This is a genomic window from Haloarcula sp. CBA1129 (assembly GCF_008729015.1).
In the GTDB taxonomy this organism is placed as follows: Archaea; Halobacteriota; Halobacteria; order Halobacteriales; family Haloarculaceae; genus Haloarcula.
Window position 1 is genome coordinate 501,644 of sequence record NZ_RKSM01000003.1, and the last position, 26,998, is coordinate 528,641.

The window sequence follows — 26,998 nt, forward strand, 5'->3', positions numbered from 1 at the left end:
CATGGGACAGAAACTGAACTCCGCTTCTCCTTCTGGAGACTCGTCGACACCGTCTGAGCCGGAATCAGCGCTCGAAACAGCCCGTCTGCAACTCCACCGAGCCGCGGACCACCTCGATATCGACCCGAACATCGTCGAACGACTCAGGCATCCGCAAAACGTTCACGAAGTCACCGTCCCGATTGAGCGGGACGATGGCACAGTCGACGTGTTCACCGGCTATCGAGCCCAACACAATAACGTCAGAGGGCCGTACAAAGGCGGGCTTCGGTATCACCCCGACGTGACGAGGGACGAATGCGTCGGACTCGGGATCTGGATGACTTGGAAATGCGCGGTGATGGACCTCCCCTTCGGCGGTGCGAAAGGGGGTATCGCAGTCAATCCGAAAACGCTGAGCCGAGACGAAAAAGAACGGCTCACCCGCCGGTTCGCACAGGAACTCCGCGAGGTCATCGGTCCGAACCGAGATATTCCCGCTCCGGATATGGGAACCGACCCACAGACGATGGCATGGCTGATGGACGCCTACTCCATGCAAGAAGGCGAGACGAGTCCGGGCGTCGTCACCGGCAAGCCGCCGGTCGTCGGCGGGAGCGAAGGGCGTGAAGACGCGCCCGGCCGGAGCGTCGCGATTATCACGCAGCAGGTCTGTAAGTACTACGACCAACCGCTGGCGGAGACCACGGTCGCCGTACAGGGCTACGGTAGTGTCGGTGCGAACGCAGCACGGTTGCTCGACGAACAGGGCGCGTCTGTGGTCGCGATCAGCGACGTGAACGGGGCAATGTACGACCCCGACGGCATCGATACAGCGACAGTTCCGTCACACGACGAGGAACCGGAAGCGGTCACCGAATACGCTGACACCGTAATTTCGAACGACGAACTGCTGACGCTGGATGTTGACGTCCTCATCCCGGCAGCACTCGGGAACGTCATCACCGAGGCGAACGCGGACGACATCGCCGCGGATTTCGTCGTCGAAGGGGCGAACGGCCCGACCACGTCCACTGCTGACTCGATTCTCGCCGAGCGAGATGTGGTAGTGATTCCGGATATTCTGGCAAACGCCGGTGGCGTCACGGTGAGTTACTTCGAGTGGCTACAGGATATCAACCGTCGGTCGTGGTCACTCGAGCGAGTGAACGACGAACTCGACGAGGAGATGCGGGCAGCTTGGGATGCAGTCCGGACGGAGTTCGAAAAGCGCGACATCACGTGGCGCGATGCGGCGTACATTGTCGCCCTGTCCCGTATTGCGACGGCCCACGAAACACGCGGGCTCTGGCCGTAGACCGGCTCTGTCGGTTCCATCACGGATTCCGCCACTGGCCGGCGGTGCGGGGAAACCGCGACTACCGTGACGCTCAGTAGCAGAACTCGAACCGTGCCCCACCAGCAGCACCCGCCGTTACACGGACGGTCCAGCCGTGCGCTTTAGCGATGTCTTCCACTATCGAGAGGCCGAAGCCAGTGCCCCCTTTGGTAGATGTGACGCCGTGTTCGAGTACTTCTCCACGTTTCGCCGGTGGAATCCCGTCGCCGTCGTCCGCGACGTAGAACCCGTCACCGTCCTCTAGCTGCCCGACGGTGACTGTGACATCTTTCCCACCGTGCTCGATTGCGTTTCTGAAGAGGTTCTCGAACAGTTGTGTCAATCGGCTGGCGTCACCGGCCACTGTCGGGACTGTCTCGGCAACCGTCAGCGTTGCTTCGGCGGTGTCGACGTACCCCCACGCCTCTGTTGTCATTGTCTTGAGGTCGATCTGTTTCGTCTCCGTAACCGTGGTCTCGCCGCGCGCCAGCGTAAGGAGGTCGTCGATCAACCGCTCCATGCGGTCGTGTGCCGACTCGATACGGTCTAGGTGAGTGAGATCGCCCGTCTCCTCGACGATGTCGAGAAACCCGATAGCGATGGACAGCGGATTCCGGAGGTCGTGGGCGACGACACTGGCAAACTCATCGAGTCGTTCGTTCTGTCGCTGTAGTTCGGTTTCCCGGCTCGCGCGCGTGAACGCTGCCTTGACAGTCGCGCCCAGTATCTGGAACAGGTCCACGTCCGCCTCAGAGAAGGTCCGTTCCTGTGGTGCCCCGACGCCGATAAGTCCAAACTCGCCTAAGGGGACAAACAGGCCTCTTCTGAGTTCCGTGTCGGCCTCGTCGAGTGATGTTACGGACTGGAGGTCGTCGTACCGACGCAGCTCCGACGCCTCGAACGCTTCCCACGCAAGCGTCTCGCCGGCTTCCAAACGTGGCAACTCATCGAGTAGCTCTCTCGTGGCTGCACTCGCTGTCAGCGGGATGAGTTCGTCGGTCTGGTCGGCGTACTCCCAGATCCCGGTCAGCTCGAACCCGAGAATATCGACGGCAGCCTCGACAGCGATGTCCCCGATCTCGTCACTCGACTGTGCAGCACTGAGCCGCTGTGCAGTCTCCTGCAGTGAGCGGAGCTTCGACTCCAACTGTTTCTGCTCAGTGATATCCTCCAGCACGGCCAGTACGCTCGTTATCTCACCGTCCGGAGCCGTGATCGGGGCGACCGACAGGAGCAGATCTAGCTTCTCGCCGTCTTTCCGTTCCCGGCGTACCTCTTTGCCGCGAATCGGCTTGCCGCTCAGTGCGCGGTCCCGGTGGGACGCGAACTCAGATTGTCGCTCGTCCGGGATCATCGGATTGGATTCCCCAAGCACCTCTTCGCGCGACCAGCCGAACATGTTTTCGGCCCCGTCGTTCCAGCGGACGACGGTCCCGTCAGTGTCGATTTCCATGACGGTGAGCGGCGTCGCGTCGATGAGTGATTCCAGCCGCTGGTTCGTCGTCTCGAGTTCGCGTTCCCGCTCGACCTGTTCGGTTACGTTGCGGGCAATACCGACGATCCGGACGATCTCGTCGCCGAGGGTGACCGGCGCGAGGCTGGTATCCCAGAACCGCGCGTCGTCAGCGATGTCCAACTCTTCTTGATACGAGATTGGCTCACGCTGTTCGACACAGCGAGTGTAGTTCGCCGCGAGTTCGGCACCGCGGTCGTCACCGAAGACCTCCCGTGGCGTCTGGCCCCGGACTTCGTCGGTCGTGAGCCCAGTCTGTGACTCATACCCGGGGCTGAGTCGAGCAAACTCGAACGATGGCTCGTCACCGGCCGTCTCGACATCGAGCATGAAGATGGCGTCCCCGGAGGTGTTGAGCAGTGCCTCGTACTCCTGTGCAAGTTCTCGGTGTGCTCGCTCCTCGGCTTTTCGCTCCGTGATGTCCTGAAACACGCCCCGTAGCACAGGCTCGTCGTCCTGCGTGTCGTCGACGCGCTCGCCCCATGCCCGCACATCGCGTACCTCCCCGTCAGTCCGAACGATGCGGAGATCGAGATCGTACGGTTCCCGGTCCTCGAGTGCCCGAGCAACTGCCTCCGTAATCGTCTCTCTGTCGTCGGGATGGTAGAACTCAACCGCATCATCGAGAGTCGGGGCGTACTCGTCGTCAACGCCGTGAATCCGACGGACCCCATCCGACCAGTCGAGGTCGCCCGTTGACGGGAAGTACTCCCAGACGCCGATTTCTGCGATGTCTTGCACTCGCTCGAACAGGAACTCTTGGCGCTGTAGGTCCGCCCGGTCTTGCCCCCGCGAGATTTCGGCGCTCACGAGCTCAGAGAGCAACTCGACGAACGTCCGCTCAAGCGCTCCGAAGGGGGCGACTCGCGTTGTGGGACTGGAAAAATTGACCGTCCCGTACCGGTCCCCGTCGACGACGAGTGGGACGCCAATGTACGACTCTAACTCGAACTCACGGTACGCGGGATGGGTTTCTCTTCCATCAGTGACCGCGTCTGCGAACGAACAGACTGAATCTGTGCCCACGACTTCTTCGCAGTACGTCGATTCGAGGTCGAACTGATCCCCGGATTCGATCTCGGCATCCGGCGCGTGCACTGATTTGACCGTGTACGCATCGCCCTGAATGTGCGAGACGATACCGACATCGAGGCCCAGCGTTTGACACCCTAATTCAAGAAGCTCGCGAAGGCGTGTTTCGGCCGAGGCATCACTCCTCGCAATAATGGTCTGGAGTTCCCGGAGCGCGTCGCGCTCGCGCTCCAACTGTCGCTTGACGTCGCTTTGTTCCGTGATGTCCCGAGCGACGACGAGCGCCTGACGGCTCTTGTTGCTCTGGAACGGTGCAACTCGAACATCAAACGTCCGTTTATCGCCCCCGGTCGTGATATCGAGTTGCAGGTCCGCGTCGTACAATCCCGTGACGCCACCGTCGCCCTCTATGTCCTCAAGCGTTGCATCAACTGCCGCTGTAAATTGCTCCGCATCAGACGCAGAGATCCGGTCACCCACAACAGTCTCTAGCTGCTGTCCCGTGATCTGCGCCGACTGGTCTCCGGCGATCAATCGTTTCGAAGCCGCGTTCGCGAATTCGACTATCCCCTCATCATTGAGGACGAACACAGCGTCGTGGATGTTTTCGAGTATCGTCTCACTGCGCTCCAGTTCCAGTTCTCGCTCCCGTTCGACCGTTGTTTCGCGTGAAAAGACAGTGAGACCGTCATTGTCCGGGAATGCCCGCACTTCGATCCAGTAATTAAACGGCTCTCCCAAGCGTTGCTCGAACGCCACCGGTTCGCCGGTCTCCATCGCGGTCCGGTACTTGTCTTCGAGCTCTGTTCCAACTATCGAGGGGAACTCTTCCCAGATTGTGGCACCGACGATAGCGTCGGGATCGCGGTCGACACGCCTAGCCATCTTCTCGTTTATGTATTCAATTTGCCACTCGTCGTCGACGGCATATATCGCGTCAGTTGCGCGTTCGAGCGTCCGCTGGAAGCGGTCAGACAGCCGCTCGGCGACCACTTGTTTGCGGGCAGCCTCGGCGAGTGTCCGGATGCGGCGCGCGAGCAACTCGAAATTGTTCTGGCCCGCATTGATCGGGATGTAATCGGAGACGCCCGCCTGTGTTGCTTCGCTCGCGATTCGCTCGCTCCCCCGGCCGGTAAACAGTATCGTCGGTAGCTCGTACTGTTCGGCTTGGAGCTGATTCAAGAGGTCGATTCCCGTCCCGTCCGGCAGTGAGTACGAGGTGACCACACAATCGACCGTCGAAGTCCCAAGCAATTCGAGGGCCGCTTCTACAGTCCCGACAGTTGTGACATCAAAATCCGACGAGATATTCGCGAGTTTCGTCTGCGCTAACTCGGCAAAATCACCATCGTCGTTAATATATAGAACATGAATGGCATCGGGAGTTCCACCACCTGTATACGACATTACTCTATCTACGCCGCTCGCTTTTATCAAGTATATGTGCTAATTCTTATTTGTGATACCCAGAAGCAGAACTGGGAGGCTTTCCGAACGTACCGTGACCGGGTCTGATGCACTCAGCTACCATCTACTCGTCCACCGCTATCGGTAAACCATGCGCCGCTGGCACCGGAGTCTATAATCTGAGATTTGGGTCAGCATCATGCTCCGAGAACACGATTGAGCACGCAGGCATAGATGTCACTGTCGTCGTCGGGGGGATTTCCGAGGACGCCAACGGATTCTACATCGAAGACGACGGCCTTGGAATCCCCGCTGAAGACCGCGACAAGGTGTTTGAGGCTGGCCACTCGACTTCAGAATCTGGGACTGGACTGGGCCTCAGCGTCGTCAAGCGAGTCGCTGACGCTCACGATTGGAATATTCGCGTCACTGAGAGCTCAATGGGTGGGACACGATTTGAGAGTACTGGTCTCGAAGTCATCGAGTGACCTAATTCCCGATGCCGCGATTGCGGAAGCTCAGTGATCGCAGAGCTAATAAAATGAAATAAAACGTCACAGCTGTTATTTTGTATCAAGCACATGCCATCTGCTAGGGTTCTGGTCCCCGCACCAGTTCCCCCTTGCGTCCGATCGCGGTCATCAAACGGTCCGGAGCCAGAACCCGTCGTCGTGGATGACGACTCCAAATGGTGTTGTTGCACGCCACTCCCCCCGGCTGCCCACCATTCCGTTGCTGTTGGAGTGCAAGTGTGCTTCGCGCGTGGTCGGATGACTACCGCTACTGAGAACCAAATGGATTGGGATAAAACCCACAGACGGCGTGGGAATATCACAAGCACTTTATATACACTCGTATCGGAGCTAGACGGGTTCTGGCCCCTGCCCAATTGCGCTGGATTCACCCGCGCGATTGCTTCGGGTTGGAATCTGTCGTCGAAACCGACGACTTCAGATGGTACGTTGCACCCCATCTCTCCCACCCCCACAGCAACGTACTACTCTTTACTTGAACGGCGGAGCCGTGTCTTCCGGGAATGGCTACATCGTGCGGAGTTGCCACTGTCTTAGGAGCCCCCACAAAAATTTCACGAACGATGACTCACAGTTACATGGGTTCTGGTCCCCGTTCTGGGCCGTTTCGAATTTGTACTCACCGCCACTCCGCGTCCATTTTCGAGCAGGAGCGCAAAACCTGCTTGGCCTGATTTGCTTACGAGAGAGTGCAGCTGCTGTCTCTGTCCAGACTCTACCGATGGTTGGTAGCTGCTCGCAGAAGCGTGTGCCTGCGTCAGTATGCTTGTTGAGCAAGCGTATGCCAGCGTCCCGCAGGGCCATCAAACCGCGGTTACCGGGGCGGGCAGAGTGTCTTCAACCCGAGTTCTTTTGTGCTAGGAAGCGCTCCGTTAGCGGGGTATGAACGAGTTACGTACTGGGTTGAGTTATGGCGACGTTCTTCTCGTCCCGAAACGATCTCCGGTCGACAGTCGGAGCGACATTGACCTCTCGACGCCCCTTACTCCCACCGTCGAGCTAGACACGCCGCTCGTCTCCGCCGCGATGGACACCGTCACCGAGGCAGAACTGGCAATCGAGCTTTCGCGCTCGGGTGGGTTTGGGGTACTGCACCGATTCCTTACGCCCGGAGAACAGGCCGAACAGGTCGAGCAGGCGAAGGCAGCGGACGAACAGATCGGTGCGGCAGTCGGCATCAACGAAGATTACGTTGCACGGAGTGCGGCCGTGATTGGGGCCGGTGTCGATGCACTCGTCGTTGACGTGGCCCATGGCCATCTCGACCGGGCGGTCGACGCCGTCGAAACCCTCGCTGACGAGTTTCCCGACACCGATCTCATCGCCGGCAACGTCGCGACGCCCGCGGGTGTCGAAGACCTCGCCGCCGCCGGGGCTGATTGTGTCAAAGTCGGTATCGGACCCGGGTCCCATTGTACCACCCGAAAGGTCGCTGGTGCCGGCGTCCCCCAGCTGACTGCCGTCGATGACTGTGCCACAGCAGCCGAAGACTTGGCTGTCACTATCTGTGCAGACGGCGGGATTCGCACGTCCGGTGATGCGGTGAAGGCCCTCATGGCCGGAGCCGATACCGTGATGCTTGGGAGTCTCTTTGCCGGCACGGAGGAGGCTCCCGGTGCAGTCGTCGAAGTCGATGGGACGCGGTACAAGCGATCACGAGGGATGGCGACCACCGCCGCGGCCGAGGACCGCGATGATAAACAGAACAACGTCAGCGCCGACGAAGGGGTTGAAGCACTGACCCCATACAAAGGTCCGGTCGCTGCCGTCGCCGAGGAGTTCTGTGCCGGGGTTCGTTCCGGCCTCTCCTACTGTGGCGGGCATACCATCACTGGGGCCCGCGACAAGGCGGAGTTCATCCGTGTCGCCCAGAGTGCGAAAGAACGCGAGGGGTTCCACACGGACCACGACTGGGAAGGTGTCAACGTTGAGAGTGAAGTGACACAGGTTCGCGACGCCGGCACCGAGCCGACTGTCGACAGCGACGACTGAACTGGTCGCAGGCTATTCAAGAAGGCCGTCCACAGGGAGAAGAAACTGGATGATGTGACGGGTCTGACCCTCGAATCTTCAGACCCGCGCCTACACGTCTCTGGGTAGTTGGCCGCGCTACTCGCTGTCTCCATCACCCGCAGGGAGACTGTCGTCTGTCCCCTCAGTACTCTGCAACAGGAGATCGGTACCGGCTGCGGCGACCATACCAACGCCAACCGCGCGCAACTGCCGGCGATACGCCGGCTTTACATTGAGCGCAGAGGCATTGTCGAAGTTCTTCCCGATCATGAATTTGATACATTTGACACTTATCTGCGGGAAGAGCGCAGTCACGACGCCGTGGCAAAGTACGACTGCTGCACTGAGTTTGCGACTTTTTCGACTGTCTAACATACCGTTGTCTACGTGTCCGACAGGAATTACTATTGCGACTAATCCACTGCACTGAGAACCGTAGAAACTGTTTTATTGGTGTCTGGAGTGGGCCGATTGCGCTTCGGATATCGCTTGAACTGGCCACTACGGGCTCGGCCTCCCGGTGGCTCACTACGCTGGCTTTCGCACCTGCACTGCCGAATGTTTGTACTCGGGAATCTCGGCGACGGGGTCGAGGGCATCGCCGGTCAGGGCGTTTGCGAGCGGATCCAGATAGTGGAACGTACAGAACACGACTCCTGACCGAATGGCCGCCGTCACGGCCGCCGACACTGTCACGCTGCCGCGGTCGTTCTCGACGACGACGGTATCGCCGTCCTCGATACCGCGAGCGGTGGCATCGTCCGGATGGATTTCGAGGACGTCCTCCCCGCGCATTCGCATGAGCGTCTCCGACCGCCGAGTGAGTGCGCCGCTGTTGAAGTGTTGGAGCGCACGCCCCGTCGTGAGAACGAGTTGGTCCTCGGAGACGGCATCGGCCGGCGGCGTCGGCGACACTGGGAGTAGCGGTGCCGTTTGCTCGCCCGAAGCGAACGTCTCCGTGTGGAGCACGTCGGTTCCGGAATCGGCGTCGGCCGGGAACGGCCACCGCTGGTAGCTGTCCCCGATGCCGTCGTAACTCATGCCGGCGTACAGCGGATTGACCCGCGTTAGCTCCTCGAATATGTCTTCCGGCCCGTCGTAGTCGAACGCCTCCGACTGGCCGACCAGTCGCTCGCCGAGGGCCGTGAGGATGTCGAGGTCACGGCGAGCGTTCCCGGGCAGATCAGCGTTCGGTCGCATCCGCATCACTCGCCGGTCCGTGTTGGTCACCGTCCCCGCTTTCTCCGCCCAACTGCTGCCCGGAAGCACGACATCGGCATGGTCGACGGTCGCTGTCTCGAAGAGGTCGATAACGACGCAGAAATCGAGGTCGTCGAAGCCAGCCCTGACGGAGTTGGCGTTAGGCTCGGTGACGGCCGGGTTCTCACCGAACACGACCGCGGCCCGGACCTCGTCACCGAACTGGTGTGTCGCAGTCGTCTCCGTCAAGCCGGGCTCGCTTGGCGGCTCGACGCCCCACTCGTCGGCGATACGCTGTCGGGCTTCCGGGTCCGTTACGGGCTCGTAGCCGGGGAGTACGCTGGGAAGCGCGCCGACGTCGCCGGCCCCCTGAACGTTGTTCTGGCCACGAAGCGGGTTCACACCGGTCCCCGGCCGGCCGACGTTGCCGGTCAGCAGCGCGAGATTCAACAGCGCGTGGACGTTGTCGGTCCCGGACGTGTGCTGGCTCATCCCCATTCCGGTGACGATTGCCGCTCTGTCGGCTTCGGCATACGCTCTGGCTGCCTCCCTGACGGTTTCTGGGGAAACACCGGCTACGTCGGCACCCGATTCGATGTCGACGTCGTCGAGATGTGCTGTCAAGTCCGCGTAGCCGGTCGTTCGCTCCTCGATGAACGACTCGTCGACGAGTCCATCCTCGAGTACGACTTTCGCCATCGAATTGAGGAGCTGGATATCGCATCCGGGACGGACGTCGAGGTGGATGTCGGCCGCATCGGTCGTGGCCGTTTCGCGCGGGTCGATATGGATGAGTGTCGCTCCGTTTCGGATCGCCGGCAAGAAGTACGAACGGAAGATGACCGGGTGCTGTTCGGCCGGGTTCGCCCCGGTGACGAGCAGACAGTCGGTTTCGGCGAGGTCATCGAGTGTGTTCGTCATCGCTCCGGCACCGAGGCGCTCGCTCATTGCGGCGACGGTCGACGAATGACAGAGGCGAGCGCAGTTGTCGACGTTGTTGGTACCGAGCATCCGCGCGAGCTTCTGGAAGACGTAGTTCTCCTCGTTCGTACAGTTCGACGAGGCGAAGAACTCGACGGCGTTTGGCCCGTGCTGGTCGATGATTTCCGTGAGTGCATCAGCGACACGGTTCAGGGCAGTTTCCCATGGTGCAGTGACGAAGCGACCGCCCTCACGGACGAGCGGTTCCGTCAGTCGATCCTCGTGTGTCACCACGTCGAATGCAGCCACACCCTTCGGACAGACCTCACCGCTCGTGTTCACAGGCCCCGCTGTACCGGTTGCTTTGCCGTTGCCCGCGTACGCTATCGTACAGCCGACGCCACAGTACGGACAGACTGTCTCCTCGGCCCGGGGGTTTTGGCCCTGATTGTCACTCATCGCTATCTCAGACAAACGGCTCGCAGGCACAAGTAGCCGACCGGTAAAACGTGTGTGAGTTTATCAGTGTAACAACAACGACGCAACTCTACCGATGCCAAAGCTGATTTCTGGACCAGTGTAGCCGTACCGTCTGACGGTCTCTCGGTAGTTTCGAGAGGTACACCACATACTGTAATGGGCCTTCGCTCGTAGTCCCGGTAGATGCGACCAGCCCTGACGACCGTGCAAGTCTTCGCGCTCCTCGCGGTAGTTGTCGGGACACTGGTTTTCGCCGCGTCGTTTGCTGTCGATACAACCAGCGCCCGGCCTGAACCAGTGCCGTTCGATAACACCGTGCAACGTGGGATGACGATGGCTGACGAACAGATTGCCCGGAACCAGAGCATCAGCGTCCCGAAAGTAGAGGTCTTCTACTCACAGTATCGCTACGTCGTCGGCTACGTCGGCCTCGACCAGGCTGTGACCGCACTCACGGAACCGGGACACGAGCAGCAGTTTGGCTACCCGCTGACGGTGTATGTCTCAGACTACAGCGACAGGCCGGTCAGGTGCGGCGACGACGGCTACCTCCGGACCGCCGCACCGCCGGACTGGGTCGTGGCGGATCAGGCCCACTACGTCGTCGATGGGTCGGCGCGGGTCCCGTCCGGCCCGGCAGTTGTCCCGTTCGCCGACCGGGCCGACGCCGCGGCGTTTGCCGATACGTGTGGCGGACGAATCGTCGATTGGGAGACGCTCAAGACCCGGTCGTTCGACCTCGAACAGGCGGCCGCGGTCCGAAAGCAGGTCGCGCCGCGACGAAGCGATGCGAACGCCACCGTACAGGCGGTACGACAACGTCGGACCCGCCCTGTCTCGGTTGAGGTCGGCACCGGTGCGCCGACGATTCAGGCCGCCGTCGATGTGGCACCGCCGAACACGACGGTTTACGTCCCGTCTGGGACCTACGACGAACAGGTGACGATAGACAAGCCGCTGACCCTTAGCGGCTCCGAAGCGACGCTTGACGGGGGTGGGAACGGAACTATCGTGACAGTGACTGCCGACCGGGTCGGTGTCACCGGGTTCGAAATCGTCGGCGTCGGAAACAGGACGGTCGGCGACCCGACGAACGAAAGCAACAGCGCTTGGGACGCAACTGTGACAACCGCCTACGGCAACAGCGACGCCGCCGTAACCGGTCGGAACGCGTCCGGCCTCTACGTCGCGGACCTCACCGTCGAGACGCCTGCCAGTGGCGTCGTTCTGCGGCGGACACCCGGCGCGGTTGTGGAGAACGTCACAATCAACGGGACAGCAGACTGGCAAGACGGATTCATGGGCGTTATCGGGATGCACGGGCCGATAGTCGTACAGGACTCGGTCTTCAACAGCGGGCGTGACGGTGTGTACCTCCACCGGGCCGACGGGACCGCTATCCGGAACAACACGTTCAGGGACAACCGCTTCGGCGTCCACCTGATGTACACCTCCCGGTCGCTCGTCGCCGACAACGTCGCTCGGGAACAGGAGTACGCTGGCGTCGTCGTCATGACGAACCCTGTCTCGAACGCCATCGTCGGCAACGACGTGCGCCACTCCGGCAGTGGCGTCATGTTAGCCGGGTCCCGGAGCTATATTGCGCACAACGTGGTAGTCGACACCACGCAGGCGATGTCGACGAATGCCGACCGGTCCCTCTACGAGCACAACGTACTCTACGGAAACGACATCGGCGTGCGGGCGTCGACAGTCGTCCCGTCGAACATCGTCACCGAGAACGACTTCATCGCAAATGACCGCCACGCCGTCTCCGGGCCGGGACCGCTACGCGTGTACACTCATGAAGGCAGGGGGAACTACTGGAGTGGTTCGTATGACCTCACTGGCGGTGGCAGTCCGGTGTTGGCCCAGCCCTACTCGCCCACCGACTCCGTCGACCGTCGCCTCCATCAGACCGACGCTGCGGTCGTCCTCAGGTCGGCACCGAGCGTCCGTGGCCTCCGGTCGCTCCGCGGAACTACGCCCGGCTTTCGCCGGGGAAGTATCGTCGACAGGGCACCGCTTTCAGGCCCTGCTAATCCCGAGACGGTCGGGAAACTTCGCAATGAGACATCGATAGAGGGGGCAACATGACTGGCGAGACGTACCTCACGGCGGACGAGGTCACGAAGAAGTACGGCGACGTGACGGCCGTCTCGGAAGTGTCACTCGACGTACCGTCCGACGCCGTAACCGGATTCATTGGACCAAACGGGTCCGGGAAAACGACGCTCCTGCGTATGCTTCTGGGCGTCGAGCAGCCGACAAGCGGGACCGTCTCGTACGACGGCCCGGAGGCCGAACGGCAGTTGGGGTACCTGCCACAGCGACCGACCTTCCGGCCGGGGTTCAGCGTCAGAGAGACCGCGGCGTTCTACGCGGATCTCGTTGACGACGACCCGGACCGCCTTCTCGAACGTGTTGGCCTCGAAGAAGTAGCCAGCCGTCCCGTGTCAGGGCTTTCCGGGGGAATGACGCGCCTTCTGGGAATCGCTCAGGCACTGGCCGGTGACCCCCCGATTGTGATGCTCGATGAGCCGGCAAGCGGCCTCGACCCGGCGATGAGCCGGCTGATATTCGACATCGTTGCGTCGATTGCCGATGCCGGTCGCGCCGTGGTTCTCTGCTCGCACGAACTGCCGTTAGTCGAGGCGACGGCCGACCGGCTGGCAGTGCTCGAATCCGGCCGCCTCGTGCGGACCGGGTCGGTTGAATCCCTGCGAGAACAGACCGGCGGGCCGCTCCACGAGACGTTCACGGCGCTTCTGGAACAGGACAGAGCCGCTATCGCCGCGCCAGAGGGAGAGCAGGCATGACGGACGGAAACCGGTTCTGGACGGTCTTCGTGCGAGAAGTCCGGGGTGTGGTCAGGACACGCACCTACCTCGCGCTCGGACTGGTCACGGGGATTGTTCTGTTTGGCCTCGCCCATGCCGGCGGCGGCCCCGCCGGTGGCTACGTCCCCACCGTCGTCGATACGCTCGTCGCCGTCGAAGTACTCGTGCCGACACTTGCTTTCGCGGTCGGCTATCGCGCGATAGCCGACCCCGCCGTCCGGGGTGAACTCGATATCCTTGACACCTACCCGCTCTCGACGTGGTCGTACGTCGGCGGGGTGTACGCAGGTCGTGCCCTCTTGTTGCTCACTATTGTCGTCGTCCCGTTGCTGGCGCTGGGCGTCACCGTGGCGACGACCGCTGGACCGGAGACAACGGTGTTTGCGAGCCATCGCGGTGTCGACTCACCGTTCCTGTTCATCCGGTTTATCGCGCTGACCGTCCTGTATGCGCTCTCGTCGCTGACTATCGCGTTTCTGCTGTCAGCACTCGCCGGTAGCCGGGGCCGAGCGCTCGTACTCGCACTTGCCGGGCTGCTTGTTCTCACTGTTGGAAGTGACCTCGCGGTGTTTGCAGCACTGGACACCGGCGTCACGTCGAGCACACTCGGCGGCGCACTCGCCATGACTCCTGCAGGGGCGTACCGCGGGCTCGTGTTCGATCAGGTTCTGTACGTCGCTGTTCCGGGCCGGTCCGCGTTCGTCCCGACGTGGGTCGCCGCCCTCTCGCTGCTGTTCTGGTGGGGACTCACGTTTGTGGGGGCAATGCTTGCGACGGATGCAGCCTGACACTGTCGGCTGTACGTCGGTAACGAAGTACCCCACCGTGAGCAACGTATACTAGTTACAGCCAGCAGTGTGAGTTCAGCCGTCGTCCGCCGCGGCCGCAAGCCCGTCGTCGACCAGCCGCGTGAACCGGTCGATGAGGCGGTCGGTAAGCGACGGACGGACCGCCGCAAGCAGCCGCTGTGTTTCGTCCGGGTCGGTCAGGGTCACGACGACGCGCCCTCGTTCGCCGTATGACTTTTCGAGTATTCCCGCGTCAGCCAGCGCTGAAACGTGCCAGGAAACGGTACTCCGGGCGACTCCCAGTCGGTCGGCCAGTTCGTCTGCCGACAGGGACTCCGCTTCCAGCAGATGCAGGAGAGTCGTCCGCGCAGTCTCCCGCCGGGCAAAGGCGAGCACACGTCGTTCCCAGGGGTCGTACTCCCGGCTGTAATAGTGCGTTTTGCCCTGAATCTCCTCGGCGACGATGTCGCCAGCACGGCGCAGTTTCCGCAGGTGATACTGTGCCTGCCCAGTCGCGATATCGAGATCAGCAGCAAGCGCGTTGAAATGGACCCCCGGTTTGGACTCGACGTGGGAACGCACTTGCTCAGTAACCGTGGACATAGTCTTCAGGACAGTCTTCCAGCCACCGAGACAACAGGGTATCGGACGTTCTCACTGCGCGGGAAATCGCCTACATCCCGCCGACCAGTTCTCGGGTTATGTCCGTTGCCGGGAGAGTCTGGCCGCCGTACTCCTCGGCAAATGAATCGGCGTCTGCACTGTCGCTAAACGGAACGATAGCGGTCCCCATTGCACTTTCAACATCCGAGTTTGCGACAACGGTGAGTTGCCCTACTGGGGCGAACGCCTCTGTCTCCAAGTGCCGGGAGATGATTGTCTTGCCCCCGTCGGTTCGAATCTCGTAGTCGGTTACACTGTAGTCGGTCAGGAACGTCTCCGCAGGGGTCCATCCCGACTGTTCTTTGGCGAATCGGTGCCGGTACGTACAGAGCGTACTACAGAACCGAGCCGGCGGATCATGCCCCTCGGGCGTGTTGTCCTGATAGTACGTTTGCCCGACCGGACCCGGGTGCTGGTCGATGACCATCCCACACTGGTCACAGCTCTGGCCGCTTTCGATGCTGACCGGTTCCAGTTCCTCACCGGTCCCCAGACATCCCGAGAGCGCCATGACTGTCGCGGTCCCAGCGATGAAGTGCCGGCGTGTCAGGGTTGGTGCATATTCAGACATACTAGATAGTACACTGAACGACACCAAATGGTTCATGGTGCGACCGTCGAAACGCCGGTCAGTCGGGGACACTCGGCGGCGCGACTGAATAGATCGCACCCAGCACAAGCAACGCGATGAGGAAGTCGAACCCGTGTTCCGTGAGGTGATGTACTACCATCGGGACGGCACCGAGGACAGTCCCGATACCGACCACGGACCGAAGGACCAGAAGCCCGATAGCGGCGGTCAACAGCACGTACGGCCGTGACCGGCGTCGGCGTGTACTGACCGCTGCGACGAAAAACAACGCCAGCGTTCCGAGTGTGGCGAGACCCAGCACGGCTATCAACATTGCGGATTGCCCGGGACCGAGCCAGTCAGCCGTCGGTTGGAGCATCGCTCGGATCATAAATCAGACGGTGACACTGGAATCGGTTTCGGTAGCAGTCGCTGCCTGAATGGTGAGTCGGAGTGCAAGCCCGGATACAGTTCCGTCGTGTATACCCGTTTGAACGGCGATCTGTCTGTCCTCTCAGGTAGCCACCAGAACCGGTCGGCCCGCGTTCTGGACGACCCGGTCGGCCACACTTCCGATTTGGTCGGGTTTCGTGTGGGAATGGCCATGGTATCCGAGTATCATAAGATCGGCGTCGACTTCGTCGGCATAGCTGATGAGTTCCACGTACGGTTTTCCGTGACAGCACCGAGTGGTGACCTCGACGCCGAGTGCGTCGCCTCTCTCGGCGACCTCTGCGAGTTCGTCGTTCCCCCACTCCTCGATTTCGATGGTCTCCAGTTCCATACTGCTCAGGGCTGGTTCGGCGTGTCGGTCCGTATCGACAACAAAAACGGCGTGCAGCTCGGCACCGTGTTGCTCAGCCTGTTCAAGCGCGTGTGTCACGGCGCGATTCGCGTCAGCACTGCCATCGGTCGCAACGACAATTGTGTCGTACATGCTAGATGAATGGGCCCCATACTATTTCAATTAGTTGTCCATTCTCAAATATCAATAATCTGTTGCCATATTCAGTAAACGGCCACAGACCAACCAGCCCAATTTTGTGAAGATGCCGGTTATCGTATCCTCAATGGCTAAAACAGTTTTTCCCGTCACAAGCCGGTGGCAGTCACGGTTCGATGTTCTCCCGAAAGTCGGGTGCTAATCCGGTCTGTCGGATACCGGCTAGATCCGTTATTTCGAATTCGTAGAGTGCAACCCCACCGGAGGTGGTGGCCGTCTGGAGTGTGTTGGGTCGCCAGGCGTTTTGCGTCATCGCCGTGATATCTGACCATTCGTCTTCCGGCACACTGTCGATATCGCCGGCAAGCATCACGCTCCGCCACTCAAATGCGGTGTCGATGTCGTATACGAGAAACCGGCCACGGCCGGCCCGCTCAGTCAACTCTGCTTTCTGACTCGACTCGCCGAGAAGGTACGTGAAATAGAGGCAGGCCCCGTCGTCGAAGCCGTACGATAGCGGCAGCAGATACGGGACATCCGCTGTTGGAAGCCCCAGTACCCCGGTTGAGTGTGCGGCGAGGAATTCCCGCATCTCCTCGTCGCCCATCTGTTCAAGCCCATACTCTTCTAATTGGTCGATTGTCATGGGTCGCGTCTGATCATCCAGTTACGTATCACGAATGCAACCCGAAGGTAAAAAAGGTAGAGCAGGCTGCTCAGGCGAGAGGCTGTTTAGAATGCCGTACAGATACTGTCTGCCCGATGAAGCCGCTCGTTACTCGTCAGCCAGTAGACCCGCGATAGATCGCTGGAAGTCCGCTGGAATCGACCCAGCCACGGTTCTCTCGCCGTGTTTCGAATAGATGTGTCTCTGCCACAGACTGGTGCTACCTGTACGAGCGTCGCACTCGATCTCGTCCTTGGGGTATACCGACGAGAGTGTTGGCAACGCAGTCACGACCTGTTCGGGTGCCGCTCCTTGCCGCCGGATTTCTAATAGCGTGAGAACCGCGACTGCACTTTATTTACTGACACCAACGATATGTAAACACAGCAATGTTCAACTCAATCTTGGTCCCGACCGACGGTAGCGAACACGCGACCCGGGCTGCTGAGTATGGGGCAGCGCTGGCCCGCGCGTTCAGCGCGAGCCTGCACGTCATAGCTGTCATCGATACACGAACAGCGGGCGGACCATTCAGCCGCGGCGACCTCGAAGACGAGACACTTGACCGCATGACGGCTGACGCCGAAGAAACAATCACAGCCATTACGGACGCAGTCGACGTCGCCGGAGAGATACAGACGGCTATCCGCACGGGCACTCCAGCTGAGGAGATATGCGCATACCGCGACGACCACGATGTGGGCCTGATTGCGATGGGAACACACGGCCGCACAGGTGTCGGGCGGTATCTCGCCGGGAGCGTGACAGAGAACGTCGTCCGGCAGGCCACTGTCCCTGTTTTCACCGTCCGAGCGAGCGAACAGGATCGTGATACCGGCTCCTTCGACGACATCCTCGTCCCGACGGACGGAAGCGCGTCCGCAACGGCCGCTGTCGGACCGGCATGCGAGATTGCGACGCAGTTCGATTCCCGCGTCCACGCTCTGAACGTCGTCAATCTCGGTGATATCGCCACCGGCTCCGAATACACGCTGCCGAAAGACTTGATCGACTCCCTAGAATCACAGGGTGAGAACGTAACCGAGCGCGTTGCAGCGCGAGCACGCGAATCTGGAGTAGAAACTGTCACACAGGTCGTCAGTGGATTCCCAGCGGCGGATATTCTTGATTACGCTGCGGAGAACGACATCGATCTGATCGCAATGGGGACGGCCGGTCGAACTGGTCTCAATCGGTTCCTTGTGGGAAGCACAACAGAACGGATCATCAGACACGCCGATATGCCAGTGCTGGCAGTCAACGCTCGCGACCAGCGTGTTGACGAAGCCTGAAGACAGGGCTCCGCGTCCTGTCTGTTAGCGCCCGACTGAGTACGACGTCCGCCATGTCCACAGCGAGGCAGCAGCCAGATGCGACGCGACCATGCACTTATTGCTGTTCCTGTTGTGACACTACCTATGGCTGTGGACAACCCGGTTACGATGACGGACGAGGAACGGGACGCATTTCTGGACAACGGGGGAACAGGTGTCCTCTCGCTCGCCGCTGGCGATACGCCGCCGTACTCGGTGCCGGTTTCATACGGGTACGACGCGCCGACCACCACCTTCTACTTTCGGCTGGCTGTCGGTGCAGAGCGGTCGAAAGGTGAACTCGATGACCGCCCGGCGACGTTCGTGACCTATCACGAGACGGAGGCGGGATGGCAAAGTGTGGTCGCGAACGGGCGACTCGAAGATGTTGAACGGGAGGGAATCGAGACGGAAACGCTGGACGGACTGGAACACGTCGATATGCCCATAATTGACATCTTCGAGCGCCCTACCCGCGAGGTGGACTTCGAATTCTACCGCCTCGCGCCGGATAACCTAACGAGCCGTGCTGAATACTAGGAGCCTGTCATAGAATGGTCCTCATCCGGAATTTTCAGCTAGATTGGCGGGCTCTGTAGTTTCGATACACTGCGCTGGATTTCACGGATATTGGATGCTCCGGGAAGGTTGTAGACGGTAGCTTGAGGACGATTTCACGGAATTCAAGCCAGCAGCTCCGCGCACGCACGACTCCGCCGAGCGTGTGCTTGATGCTTGAGAAGACGGTTTCGGACATGGATCTTTGGTGGTACCGGTCACTGTCCATACGGGCGTTATGAGCGTGATCGAGTGAGTTGAGTCCGGGTAGGACTCATGGCGGTTCCGGTCTTATAATCCTCAGGGGAGTTCGAGCAGGTGTTGTGCGAGCTGACCGGGCGTCGACACCATCGGCCAGTGACCGGTTTCCAGTTCGTACAGGTCCCACGTTCGCTGGTCGCATAGGTCCCGAACCGACTCCAGAACGCTATCGTCCATGCCGTTGTGTTGGCAGAGAATGTACGTGTGGGGGACAGCGGTTGCGTCCGGATTCTCTGCGGTCACTGTCTGCGTGAACGTGTTCAATGGATGTGGGACCGCCTTTTCGCGCATCCACTGTGTGTCCTCATCCGAAAGACCGACCCAGCCCGAATGGTCGTCCGGCATCGGCCAGCCGCCGTCGTTGTCCGCTGCGGCCGCCTCCATCTCCGCCCACTCTTCTGGTGGATAGAAGTCGGCAGCCGAGACGGGCTCGTCGTCCATCGGAATCAGGGCATCGAGGTAGACGACGTGTGCAAGTCGTTCTGGGACTTCTTCGGCTACGCCTAGTACTACTAGTCCGGCGTAGCTATGGCCGACCAAGACGACGTCCTCGAGGTCCTCGTATTCGAGGACGTTCACGATGTCGTGAATGTGTGTCTCAAGGTCGGTGTCTGGACGACCGAGATGTGCTCGTTCGCCGAGGCCTGTCAGCGTCGGGGTGTACACCTCGTGACCCGCGTCACGGAGGTATGGCGTGAGATGTTTCCAGCACCAGCCGCCGAGCCACGCACCGGGCACGAGAACGAACGTCACCACAACACCACCCTGATATGTCCGAAACTGTCCTTTGTTATTGGTCTTTGAGTTCTATCGATCTTTTTGTCAGATGTCATTAATATCGGTCTATGCCTCGGAAGATGATAGCTCTTCCCTATAGTTCTGGCAGCCGCTGTTTCATTCGATATTATGTCTAAACAATAGCGATGATAGCAAGAGGAGGAATAGGGCAAGTGTTTTCCATGAAAGGATAATGTCGCGGGGCACAACTGAACGTCAGGTCAAGGGAGTGCCTATTCTGTAGAAATCACAAATAAGAAAATATGACACTGACACCCGCGCGAGACGGCTTCGATGCGGTCGAAGCCACTGTCTGTGGTTCATATTCCGCGTAGTCATCAGCTAACCGAAATGATATTGTGTTTCTTGGGGGAACAGAACTGCACGGATGGTCTCCCGTCGAACGATCGCGCTCGTCCTCCTCGGACTGGCACTCTCGAGTGGCTTTGTCTTGTATGATTCCGTCTCTGGACCCTCTCAGCCGATACTGACCGTCGAAAACAACGATACGACAGCGTATCAGGTGGCAGCCTACACTGTCGAAAGCAGAGAGAAAGCGATGTACATGAATTTCGAAGTTACCACCAGAGATGGCGAACACAGGCGCAAGACCCTCTCGCAGTTAGTCTGGCCGGACGGGGATCAGAACGTGACGTTAGCTGACGATGGCATCCCCACGCAACAGCTCACCGTCGTGCCCGGCGAGACGGTGACGACCACCATTGACGGGTGGACGCGTGGGGACGTAACAGTGTATCTCGCCCAGAAGCACGACGGTAACGAGACGCACGTCCACACCAGAATCCAGACCTGTCCCAGAACAGGTCAGGAACACGGATTGACCTTCACGGAAACTGGAACCAGTGGAAGCGCAACGTGTGCCTGAGTGATTAGTAGCGATCCGCGACGGAGAGATAGCACGACCGCGGTTACCGACTTCCGTCCGCTCGTGACCCTCGCTCGGTTCCCTCGACCGGGGGCGACGGTGTGCGATGAGGGCCGGACAAAAATACGGTCCCGATTGCGACAGCGTGGATCGGCGCTACAACGGCAGTACTCAGAAACCCGCCGGCTACCGGGACGGTAGCGAGGCCCCAGTAGGCGAGGCCAATGACGATGATGAGGCCGGCGAGCAGCAGTCCCTGACCGCGTGAGTGACGATAGCTCTGCCTGAGCGCCGTCACAAACCCACTCCCGGTGACCAGCAACGCAGGCAACAGGAACAGACGAGTCATGACGAACAGCGCCATCGCCAACAGCACCAGTCCAAGCAGGACGTTATTGACGTCAATCGAAAAACCGCCCAGCAGCTGCGGGATCGAGACGACCGCAGCCAGTGCGATGAGATATCTGCACAGCGCACGAAGTGGAGAGCGTGTATCGAGTGTCCGTGCAATCGTCATCCACCCGGCGATCCCGACTGCGAGTGGAATGAGAACCTCTAACCCGACGGCCCAGAGGAGATACCGCGTTTTGAGGCCGACCAACGCACCGACGTGTCGAACCGTTCGTGCAGTTCCCTGGGGGAGCACTGAATATGTCACACTGAGCGACTCACTGAGTGCGTCGGTTGATGCCGTCGGAATCGGATCGTGCCGGCGAAGCCAGTCGCCGAGTGCGACCAGCACACCAGCGACGGCGAAGGGGACAGCGAGCACAGGGTCGCGACGGATGCGCCCAAGGGTAGACGTGAGCACACCAAGGGTGGAGCGTCGAGCCGTCTGGGAGTGGTATCCGACCGAGGACACCGTCTTGCTTCGCTCCTCATCTCTGCCGGACATTATGCCTCCTCCAGTGCGAGAATCCGACCACGGTTCGCCAGATACAGGATGCCATCCCCGACGATCGGTGGCGAGAGTGGCACTTCCTGTGGGTGATACTCGAACATCTGTTCGCCAGTGGCAACATCGAACGCTTTCAGCGCCCACAGCGAGTCCACAGCGTAGACACGATCAGCGGCGACGACCGGCGTCGTTTTTCCATCGAACGGCGCGGTCCATCGTGTCTCGCCGGTCGTCAACGAAAGCGCGTGCAGAGATTCTTGCTCATCGGCAACGAAGATTGTGCCGTTTGCTACTGCCGGCGCACTGTCGGTCACATTCGCGTCGAGGTTGCGTTCCCACAGAAGGGTGCCGTCAGACCGGGCCCGCAACTGAACCGACTCGCGCGTCGGAATGACGACGCCTTCGTCCGTGGCGGCCGGCGGCAGGACCATCATTTCCTCGAGTTCATGGTTCCAGTGTAGTTCGCCGGTATCAGCACGATAGGCGGTGGCCTGTTGTGGCCACGCAGTCGCGAACACGATACCGTCGTCCACCGCGGGCCTGTTGTACGTGCCACTGACTGCGTCGTCAGCATGATGAGTTCGACGCCACAGGACCGCTCCATTATTCGGATCCAGTGCGACGATCGAATTTGTCCCGGGTACTGCCGTGTATATCGTCCCGTTGGCAGTGACCGGAGTTGTTGACTCGGCCGGCCCGAAGAACCCGGGCGCAGGTGATTGTGGCCCTGTCCACCGCTTTTCACCCACTGTCCGTTCTATCGGAAAGAGTGCGTGGCCGCCATTCGCGTTGACCCCGTAAACCCCGGATGGTCCGGTCAGACCGAGTGTCTTGGTCTCATAAATCGAGGCTGGCGCAATCGTTGGACTCGAGTGATACGGTCCCTGAAAGCTGAATCGTCGCTGGCCGGTCTCGGAATCGAGCGCAAGCAGTCCATTGCCACCGATATACAGCGTCTCCCCTCGGCGGATCGGTTGCGTGCTCCCACGAAACCAATCGGGTGTCTGGTGTGTCCACGCGACTGCCACGCCGTCTTTGGGACCCGACGCTTTGGGGTTGTACCCGGTACCGGGAGGGTCGTATCGGCCCATCGGCCAGTCAGAAGGCGATTGACTGTCCGTGCGTTCCTGCGTGTCGAGAGATGCGAGGCCGCCCGAACCAGTGATTCCAAGAGCGGCGAAACCAAGGAACCGACGTCGTGAGGAGGGCATCTGTGTGCTGGTTTGTCATAACCGGAATTATCGCTGTCGGTCTTCCCATCAGACGCAGTGTAACTTCAGACGTAGACTGGCTAGTTTAATCCCTCTGAGAGTCCAGCTACAACGCCAGTGTCTCAACCGCCGAATCTGCCACGTAGCGACCCTCAAAGTGGAGGTCGCTGTGTGGCAAAAGCAGCGAAACGCTGGTGACGGACTTCACGCTCTATGGATTTCAGCGGGACTTTCATGACGTCACCCTCGTAGTTCAGCTAAATGGTGAATTACTTTTATTCTGAAAAACATGAACCGCTGTGTCACAGACAAACGAAGATGCTGTCCGAACGTATTACACAGCTATTGATGCTGAAGAGTATGATACAGTATTTGCTCTCTTCGACGAGAGTATAATATATGAACGGCCTGGGCAGGAAAGTATTCGCAGTATAGACGCTCTCAAAGACTTTTATCTCAATCACCGGCCGCTATCTGATGGGTCTCATAAAATCCACTCGCTCACTAGTGACGGTGAGACTGTTGCAGTAAGAGGGACGTTTAGCGGCACGCAGGCTGATACCGACGTCTCATTTGGATTTGCCGACTTCTTTGTATTCGGTGAGGATGGCCTTATTAAGCGCCGCTGTACCTACACGGACCGAGACACGGTATGACGCTCTCCGGGCGGTGAACGGCGCGGTTTCAGGCTCGTTCACCCTGTGTGGCCACACTGCGGGCTGGTTCACGCTGTCGACGCCCCTCTCCTGTACCGTGTTCTCCGGCGGTACACGGCAGTATCTCGGCGAATTGCTCGACCGTCCAGCGTTTTGGGCCTTGTCATTAGTTAGCTAACAACATAAAAGAGTGCCCATGTTACAACCTGCTAGACTGCAAAGGGTCTTCACACACCTCATCAGCACCCCGAAAACAGTGCCTGAAAAGCAGTTGATATCGCCGCCATCCAGAAGCGGCGAGAGCGAACTTATCAGTGATAGCCGAAAACCGTGCTAACTGTTCTATGCCTCTCTAGAATAGATATCAGTTCCACAAAGTGAAAATTGTACTAGATTTAAAGTACCTTGCAGATGACTCGCCAGATATGGCTGCACAGTCAACTCCGCATCAGAACTCGCTTTTTAGCCTTCCATCGCATCCAGTTGGCTACCTCGCAATCATCGCCACGCTTGCAACAGCTGGTATCCACTTAGTGCTCGGTCCGCGTGTCATGGGATTCAGCCAGACTCTGGGCATTTTGTTCATTTTGAACGGGCTTGGGTTCCTTGGCGGGGCCGTCCTGTACAGCAGCCGGTACTGGCGGCCTGAACTGTTCTTGGTTGCCGCAGGATACGCTCTCGTCACCATCATTTCACTCTTCGCATTCCAAGGGTTCAGCCTCGATGCGTTCTACATGCAAGGCAGTCTGAACCCACTGGCGGTCGGATCAAAGGCCGCCGAAGCCGTCCTTGCGCTCTGTTCTGTCTACCTCTACACAGCGTCTAGCCCATAGCACGCTGTCAGAGGAAGAGTGACGGCCGGTTCGATACGTCGCCTCTCTGCGCCGACCACCCCGAAACACCACTCTACAGTCCTACCCAACAATGACTGCTGATGTTGTTGGTTAGCCACCGAGCGCAGGTGAGAGGCGTTCCTGAACATGAACGCCGAACAGCAGTCCGTCGACGCACAGTCTGCAGACACCGAAGCCGACGAGCACCCAGCTATCTGTGTCCAGCATCGACAGGCACAGGCCGATGGCGAGGTGTTTCAAGGCCGCCAACAAGGTGAGAAGTAACTGCGTTGTCCGGCTAGGTCCCAAGAGAGACTCGACCCCGACAGTTGAGAAACGGCTAACGAGGAGCACGAGAAAGTGACCGTGTGACTGACAATTTCGCGTCTCTCTCTGTCGGGCTCATCCTCAGGTCCACGATCAGATCGTGGCAGACGGTGATATTACGGAACTTGAGCTCCAGTCAGAGGACGCGATTGCATCCGCACAAGTACTACCTCGGCTTCGATTGGACGATAGTTGAGCCGGCACAAAATCCTGATAGTCGTTACCTGAACCCTTCTCAGTAAGTCGGTTCTAAGTGTACTGTCAACGGCTTTATTACGGTGTCAGGTGTTTATTGATGTAATTGATGCATGGCCTCCCTAGTCTTTTTCGTTCACTTCATAGTTGGTCACTGTACTGCGGCTTGTAGGAGATAGCACGTGACAACATCGCTTTCGCACGAACCAGAGACACCAATCTTTACGACCCATATTCACAATCCTGAGTATCTTCTGACATTCGCAGCGCGGTCAACAACGCAGACTGATCTGATTGTGACGCCAGTTCAGTTCCACCAGCGGAACCTTACACACCGGCTGGCAGCGCAGAATCAACCCCGGAGTTCGATGCGGTTTGTCAGTCCCGGTCAAATTGCACGCGAGGTTTTAGAAGCGACAGATGGTGAGACCAAAGCGCTTGATCGTCTTGACCGGATTCGTTCGCTTGAAACACTGCTTGAAACTGAACCCGGTACATTTGACGCGTTCACTCCACTGTATGGGTCTCATCTCACCTCACACGCAGCAGATATCGAGTCATCGCGCCGGGCAGTCGGAGCGATTACCGCATACGATGACGAACGGCTAGCAATACTCAAAGAGAGTCTCACTGATTTACAGCCATACGTTCGGCAAGATGCAGTTGACCGTATCGACGGTGCAATCGCCACTAACCGGCGTCTCGATACTGTTACTGATGTCGCAGTTTCGACCGACAGTGTGTTGCGGAAGGCGACAACGATGCTTCGCGAAAACGGGGCAGACATCTGGAACACGGTCTATCCTGCTATCGAGCGGATTCATCTCGCAGGCGTGAGTTCGATTGAAGCTCCGCTCTTGGATCTGCTCTCGTGTATCGCTACCGAAACCCCAGTCGACGTACATCTGTTTCTCCGTGCCGGGACAGGGCCTCGAATTGAAGACCGGCTCTGTGGTCACCCACCGACGGCTGTACAGAGCTACCAATCATCGCCGGTTGAGATTGATGCGCCAGAGCTCGTCACGACGACGCGGAGCCAAGAAGCGCGTCTCGCACTGGCACTTGTCGATCAGTTACGCAGTACTGGCGTGTCACCAAGTGATATCTTGCTCGTCGCCCGTGATGTCGCCGCGTATGAACACGAACTGCAACGTGCAGCCCATCACTACGGGCAGTCTCTCTCGGTTTGGACACAATTGAGTGTGAGAGAGACTATCCCCTACGCACTGATCGAGTCACTCTGTACCCTCCTTGCCCAGAAAAACGAGCATATCCCTGCCTCAGCGCTGCTTCGGCCCCTTGCCTGCGAGTGGGTCTCACCAGATGCATCTGGCCACAGTGTCGCCCCGCGGATGCTTACTGCCTTAGAAGGGGAGCTTCACGGATACGATCCCCTCACACTCGCAGAGTGGCAGCAAACACTCACTCAAAACACGGAAATTAGCGGCACAGCTTCGGTCACATCGCTCCTTGAGTGGATATCAGAGTGCCCCCAGCCACCCACCCCAGCAGATGTAGAGGAAACGTTCAATCCACTGATTGAAGCATTCAGAGCCCGTGTCTTGCCGGCACATCGTGACCGAGATACTGATACATTGGCCGAGACGACAGAAACAGCCCGTGCGCTCGTCCGCATCGAAGAGATGGTCCCGCAGGTAGCCACGAAATACGAAGAGTGGCTCACACGTGATCACAGTGAGCAGTCGTGGGAAGAAGTGCAGTACCTCTTCGAGACAATTGCGAGGATAAAACCAGGACGGCGTGAACACGCGAATGCAGCAGTAATCGATGTCGCTGATGCAACGGATACTTGGTTACGTCGCGTTCCCTACGTCATTGCAATTGGCCTCGTTGACGGGGAGTGGCCACAGACTGCTGATGGACTGTTTCCTGCCGAAGTTCGTGAGACGATTCTTGCTGGTGAGTCCGGCCCTATCCGGTCACTTGCACCGCGTGAGCGCTGGACGGAAGCCCGCGAGTACGACCACTTCGTAGATGCAGTCTCGACAGCAACTGAACAGGTGATTTGTACACGGCACCACCGAGACGCCGACGGTGTCTCACGACCGCGATCACCGTTTCTTGATGCGATTGAGACAACGCGCGTCGACGAAACAGCAACGGACCGACTGCTCAGCTCAGAACAAACCACGCCACCGGCGCTGGCGACCGTGCTTCCAACTGAGACATCCCA

Annotated in this window: 24 protein-coding genes and 1 pseudogene; 13 read left to right on the top strand and 12 right to left on the bottom strand. The window is 59.4% G+C overall.

Annotated elements, in window-relative coordinates; all coding sequences use genetic code 11:
* The first annotated feature begins 1 nt into the window (after position 1).
* Positions 2–1,297, top strand: a complete 1,296-nt coding sequence (gene gdhB / locus Har1129_RS20040; RefSeq protein ID WP_151102569.1) for a glutamate dehydrogenase GdhB — start codon at positions 2–4, stop codon at positions 1,295–1,297.
* 73 nt (positions 1,298–1,370) lie between these two features.
* On the opposite strand, the gene Har1129_RS20045 is transcribed toward gdhB, so the two are convergent.
* A complete protein-coding gene (locus Har1129_RS20045; RefSeq protein ID WP_151102570.1) occupies positions 1,371–5,270 on the bottom strand; it encodes a PAS domain S-box protein in 3,900 nt (1,299 codons plus the stop codon).
* Between the two features lie 107 nt (positions 5,271–5,377).
* On the opposite strand from Har1129_RS20045, the gene Har1129_RS20050 reads away from it, so the two are divergent.
* The gene (locus tag Har1129_RS20050; RefSeq protein ID WP_225307887.1) at positions 5,378–5,758 is read left to right on the top strand and encodes a HAMP domain-containing sensor histidine kinase; all 381 of its coding nucleotides are present in this window, start codon (positions 5,378–5,380) and stop codon (positions 5,756–5,758) included.
* Positions 5,759–6,685: 927 nt separating this feature from the next.
* The gene (locus tag Har1129_RS20055) at positions 6,686–7,795 is read left to right on the top strand and encodes a guanosine monophosphate reductase (RefSeq protein ID WP_151102571.1); all 1,110 of its coding nucleotides are present in this window, start codon (positions 6,686–6,688) and stop codon (positions 7,793–7,795) included.
* A 117-nt stretch (positions 7,796–7,912) separates the two neighbouring features.
* Here the strand turns inward: Har1129_RS20055 and Har1129_RS21410 are convergent, their stop codons facing one another.
* Together Har1129_RS21410 and fdhF are read right to left on the bottom strand one after the other, a co-directional pair.
* On the bottom strand, positions 7,913–8,191 hold the full coding sequence (locus Har1129_RS21410; protein ID WP_151102572.1) for a hypothetical protein: 279 nt from the start codon (positions 8,189–8,191) through the stop codon (positions 7,913–7,915).
* A 153-nt stretch (positions 8,192–8,344) separates the two neighbouring features.
* Complete coding sequence (gene fdhF, locus Har1129_RS20065) at positions 8,345–10,396, bottom strand: formate dehydrogenase subunit alpha (RefSeq protein ID WP_151102573.1); 2,052 nt, start codon at positions 10,394–10,396, stop codon at positions 8,345–8,347.
* A 204-nt stretch (positions 10,397–10,600) separates the two neighbouring features.
* On the opposite strand from fdhF, the gene Har1129_RS20070 reads away from it, so the two are divergent.
* The 3 genes from Har1129_RS20070 to Har1129_RS20080 are packed head-to-tail and all read left to right on the top strand — an operon-like array spanning position 10,601 to position 14,045.
* Complete coding sequence (locus Har1129_RS20070; protein WP_151102574.1) at positions 10,601–12,514, top strand: NosD domain-containing protein; 1,914 nt, start codon at positions 10,601–10,603, stop codon at positions 12,512–12,514.
* Positions 12,511–13,236, top strand: coding sequence for an ABC transporter ATP-binding protein (locus Har1129_RS20075; RefSeq protein ID WP_151102575.1), 726 nt, complete (start codon positions 12,511–12,513; stop codon positions 13,234–13,236). Before Har1129_RS20070 ends, Har1129_RS20075 begins: the two co-directional genes overlap by 4 nt.
* Entirely contained in the window at positions 13,233–14,045 is an 813-nt protein-coding gene (locus Har1129_RS20080) for an ABC transporter permease (RefSeq protein WP_151102576.1), read from the top strand. The genes Har1129_RS20075 and Har1129_RS20080 overlap by 4 nt, the downstream gene beginning before the upstream one ends.
* A gap of 75 nt (positions 14,046–14,120) precedes the next feature.
* On the opposite strand, the gene Har1129_RS20085 is transcribed toward Har1129_RS20080, so the two are convergent.
* The 5 genes from Har1129_RS20085 to Har1129_RS20105 form a co-directional block, all read right to left on the bottom strand.
* The gene (locus Har1129_RS20085) at positions 14,121–14,648 is read right to left on the bottom strand and encodes a helix-turn-helix domain-containing protein (RefSeq protein WP_151102577.1); all 528 of its coding nucleotides are present in this window, start codon (positions 14,646–14,648) and stop codon (positions 14,121–14,123) included.
* Between the two features lie 70 nt (positions 14,649–14,718).
* Positions 14,719–15,279 carry a nitrous oxide reductase accessory protein NosL gene (locus tag Har1129_RS20090; RefSeq protein ID WP_151102578.1) on the bottom strand — a complete coding sequence of 187 codons (561 nt, stop codon included), beginning with the start codon at positions 15,277–15,279 and terminating at the stop codon, positions 14,719–14,721.
* A 58-nt stretch (positions 15,280–15,337) separates the two neighbouring features.
* Positions 15,338–15,658, bottom strand: coding sequence for a hypothetical protein (locus tag Har1129_RS20095; RefSeq protein WP_225307888.1), 321 nt, complete (start codon positions 15,656–15,658; stop codon positions 15,338–15,340).
* 135 nt (positions 15,659–15,793) lie between these two features.
* Positions 15,794–16,216: a universal stress protein gene (locus Har1129_RS20100; protein WP_151102579.1), complete on the bottom strand. Its 423-nt coding sequence runs from the start codon at positions 16,214–16,216 to the stop codon at positions 15,794–15,796.
* 172 nt (positions 16,217–16,388) lie between these two features.
* Positions 16,389–16,868 carry a pyridoxamine 5'-phosphate oxidase family protein gene (locus Har1129_RS20105; RefSeq protein ID WP_151102580.1) on the bottom strand — a complete coding sequence of 160 codons (480 nt, stop codon included), beginning with the start codon at positions 16,866–16,868 and terminating at the stop codon, positions 16,389–16,391.
* Positions 16,869–17,278: 410 nt separating this feature from the next.
* Between Har1129_RS20105 and Har1129_RS20110 the strand changes: the two genes are divergently transcribed.
* Entirely contained in the window at positions 17,279–18,181 is a 903-nt protein-coding gene (locus Har1129_RS20110; RefSeq protein WP_151102581.1) for a universal stress protein, read from the top strand.
* A 126-nt stretch (positions 18,182–18,307) separates the two neighbouring features.
* A complete protein-coding gene (locus tag Har1129_RS20120; protein ID WP_151102583.1) occupies positions 18,308–18,742 on the top strand; it encodes a pyridoxamine 5'-phosphate oxidase family protein in 435 nt (144 codons plus the stop codon).
* A gap of 81 nt (positions 18,743–18,823) precedes the next feature.
* Here the strand turns inward: Har1129_RS20120 and Har1129_RS21050 are convergent.
* Together Har1129_RS21050 and Har1129_RS20130 are read right to left on the bottom strand one after the other, a co-directional pair.
* Positions 18,824–19,019: pseudogene (locus Har1129_RS21050) on the bottom strand (IS5/IS1182 family transposase); the annotation flags it as partial.
* 41 nt (positions 19,020–19,060) lie between these two features.
* Positions 19,061–19,774, bottom strand: a complete 714-nt coding sequence (locus Har1129_RS20130; protein WP_225307889.1) for an alpha/beta fold hydrolase — start codon at positions 19,772–19,774, stop codon at positions 19,061–19,063.
* A 412-nt stretch (positions 19,775–20,186) separates the two neighbouring features.
* Between Har1129_RS20130 and Har1129_RS20135 the strand changes: the two genes are divergently transcribed.
* The gene (locus Har1129_RS20135) at positions 20,187–20,684 is read left to right on the top strand and encodes a hypothetical protein (RefSeq protein WP_151102585.1); all 498 of its coding nucleotides are present in this window, start codon (positions 20,187–20,189) and stop codon (positions 20,682–20,684) included.
* A 43-nt stretch (positions 20,685–20,727) separates the two neighbouring features.
* On the opposite strand, the gene Har1129_RS20140 is transcribed toward Har1129_RS20135, so the two are convergent.
* Positions 20,728–21,579, bottom strand: a complete 852-nt coding sequence (locus tag Har1129_RS20140) for a hypothetical protein (protein WP_151102586.1) — start codon at positions 21,577–21,579, stop codon at positions 20,728–20,730.
* Positions 21,579–22,793 carry a PQQ-binding-like beta-propeller repeat protein gene (locus Har1129_RS20145; protein ID WP_151102587.1) on the bottom strand — a complete coding sequence of 405 codons (1,215 nt, stop codon included), beginning with the start codon at positions 22,791–22,793 and terminating at the stop codon, positions 21,579–21,581. Before Har1129_RS20145 ends, Har1129_RS20140 begins: the two co-directional genes overlap by 1 nt.
* Positions 22,794–23,092: 299 nt before the next feature.
* Between Har1129_RS20145 and Har1129_RS20150 the strand changes: the two genes are divergently transcribed.
* From Har1129_RS20150 to Har1129_RS20160, 4 genes are all read left to right on the top strand, one after another.
* Positions 23,093–23,449: a nuclear transport factor 2 family protein gene (locus tag Har1129_RS20150; protein WP_151102588.1), complete on the top strand. Its 357-nt coding sequence runs from the start codon at positions 23,093–23,095 to the stop codon at positions 23,447–23,449.
* A gap of 425 nt (positions 23,450–23,874) precedes the next feature.
* Positions 23,875–24,282 carry a hypothetical protein gene (locus tag Har1129_RS20155; protein WP_151102589.1) on the top strand — a complete coding sequence of 136 codons (408 nt, stop codon included), beginning with the start codon at positions 23,875–23,877 and terminating at the stop codon, positions 24,280–24,282.
* 147 nt (positions 24,283–24,429) lie between these two features.
* The gene (locus tag Har1129_RS20805; RefSeq protein WP_191906212.1) at positions 24,430–24,567 is read left to right on the top strand and encodes a hypothetical protein; all 138 of its coding nucleotides are present in this window, start codon (positions 24,430–24,432) and stop codon (positions 24,565–24,567) included.
* Positions 24,568–25,172: 605 nt separating this feature from the next.
* On the top strand, positions 25,173–26,998 hold a 1,826-nt coding region (locus Har1129_RS20160), incomplete at its 3' end, for a hypothetical protein (RefSeq protein WP_151102590.1).

Excerpts from the sequence above, each read along its gene's own strand:
- gdhB (WP_151102569.1), top strand. The coding sequence starts at position 2 with ATGGGACAGAAACTGAACTCCGCTTCTCCTTCTGGAGACTCGTCGACA.
- Har1129_RS20045 (WP_151102570.1), bottom strand. The coding sequence starts at position 5,270 with ATGTCGTATACAGGTGGTGGAACTCCCGATGCCATTCATGTTCTATAT.
- Har1129_RS20050 (WP_225307887.1), top strand. The coding sequence starts at position 5,378 with ATGCACTCAGCTACCATCTACTCGTCCACCGCTATCGGTAAACCATGC.
- Har1129_RS20055 (WP_151102571.1), top strand. The coding sequence starts at position 6,686 with ATGAACGAGTTACGTACTGGGTTGAGTTATGGCGACGTTCTTCTCGTC.
- Har1129_RS21410 (WP_151102572.1), bottom strand. The coding sequence starts at position 8,191 with ATGTTAGACAGTCGAAAAAGTCGCAAACTCAGTGCAGCAGTCGTACTT.
- fdhF (WP_151102573.1), bottom strand. The coding sequence starts at position 10,396 with ATGAGTGACAATCAGGGCCAAAACCCCCGGGCCGAGGAGACAGTCTGT.
- Har1129_RS20070 (WP_151102574.1), top strand. The coding sequence starts at position 10,601 with ATGCGACCAGCCCTGACGACCGTGCAAGTCTTCGCGCTCCTCGCGGTA.
- Har1129_RS20075 (WP_151102575.1), top strand. The coding sequence starts at position 12,511 with ATGACTGGCGAGACGTACCTCACGGCGGACGAGGTCACGAAGAAGTAC.
- Har1129_RS20080 (WP_151102576.1), top strand. The coding sequence starts at position 13,233 with ATGACGGACGGAAACCGGTTCTGGACGGTCTTCGTGCGAGAAGTCCGG.
- Har1129_RS20085 (WP_151102577.1), bottom strand. The coding sequence starts at position 14,648 with ATGTCCACGGTTACTGAGCAAGTGCGTTCCCACGTCGAGTCCAAACCG.
- Har1129_RS20090 (WP_151102578.1), bottom strand. The coding sequence starts at position 15,279 with ATGTCTGAATATGCACCAACCCTGACACGCCGGCACTTCATCGCTGGG.
- Har1129_RS20095 (WP_225307888.1), bottom strand. The coding sequence starts at position 15,658 with ATGCTCCAACCGACGGCTGACTGGCTCGGTCCCGGGCAATCCGCAATG.
- Har1129_RS20100 (WP_151102579.1), bottom strand. The coding sequence starts at position 16,216 with ATGTACGACACAATTGTCGTTGCGACCGATGGCAGTGCTGACGCGAAT.
- Har1129_RS20105 (WP_151102580.1), bottom strand. The coding sequence starts at position 16,868 with ATGACAATCGACCAATTAGAAGAGTATGGGCTTGAACAGATGGGCGAC.
- Har1129_RS20110 (WP_151102581.1), top strand. The coding sequence starts at position 17,279 with ATGTTCAACTCAATCTTGGTCCCGACCGACGGTAGCGAACACGCGACC.
- Har1129_RS20120 (WP_151102583.1), top strand. The coding sequence starts at position 18,308 with ATGGCTGTGGACAACCCGGTTACGATGACGGACGAGGAACGGGACGCA.
- Har1129_RS20135 (WP_151102585.1), top strand. The coding sequence starts at position 20,187 with ATGGTCTCCCGTCGAACGATCGCGCTCGTCCTCCTCGGACTGGCACTC.
- Har1129_RS20140 (WP_151102586.1), bottom strand. The coding sequence starts at position 21,579 with ATGTCCGGCAGAGATGAGGAGCGAAGCAAGACGGTGTCCTCGGTCGGA.
- Har1129_RS20145 (WP_151102587.1), bottom strand. The coding sequence starts at position 22,793 with ATGCCCTCCTCACGACGTCGGTTCCTTGGTTTCGCCGCTCTTGGAATC.
- Har1129_RS20155 (WP_151102589.1), top strand. The coding sequence starts at position 23,875 with ATGGCTGCACAGTCAACTCCGCATCAGAACTCGCTTTTTAGCCTTCCA.
- Har1129_RS20805 (WP_191906212.1), top strand. The coding sequence starts at position 24,430 with ATGAACGCCGAACAGCAGTCCGTCGACGCACAGTCTGCAGACACCGAA.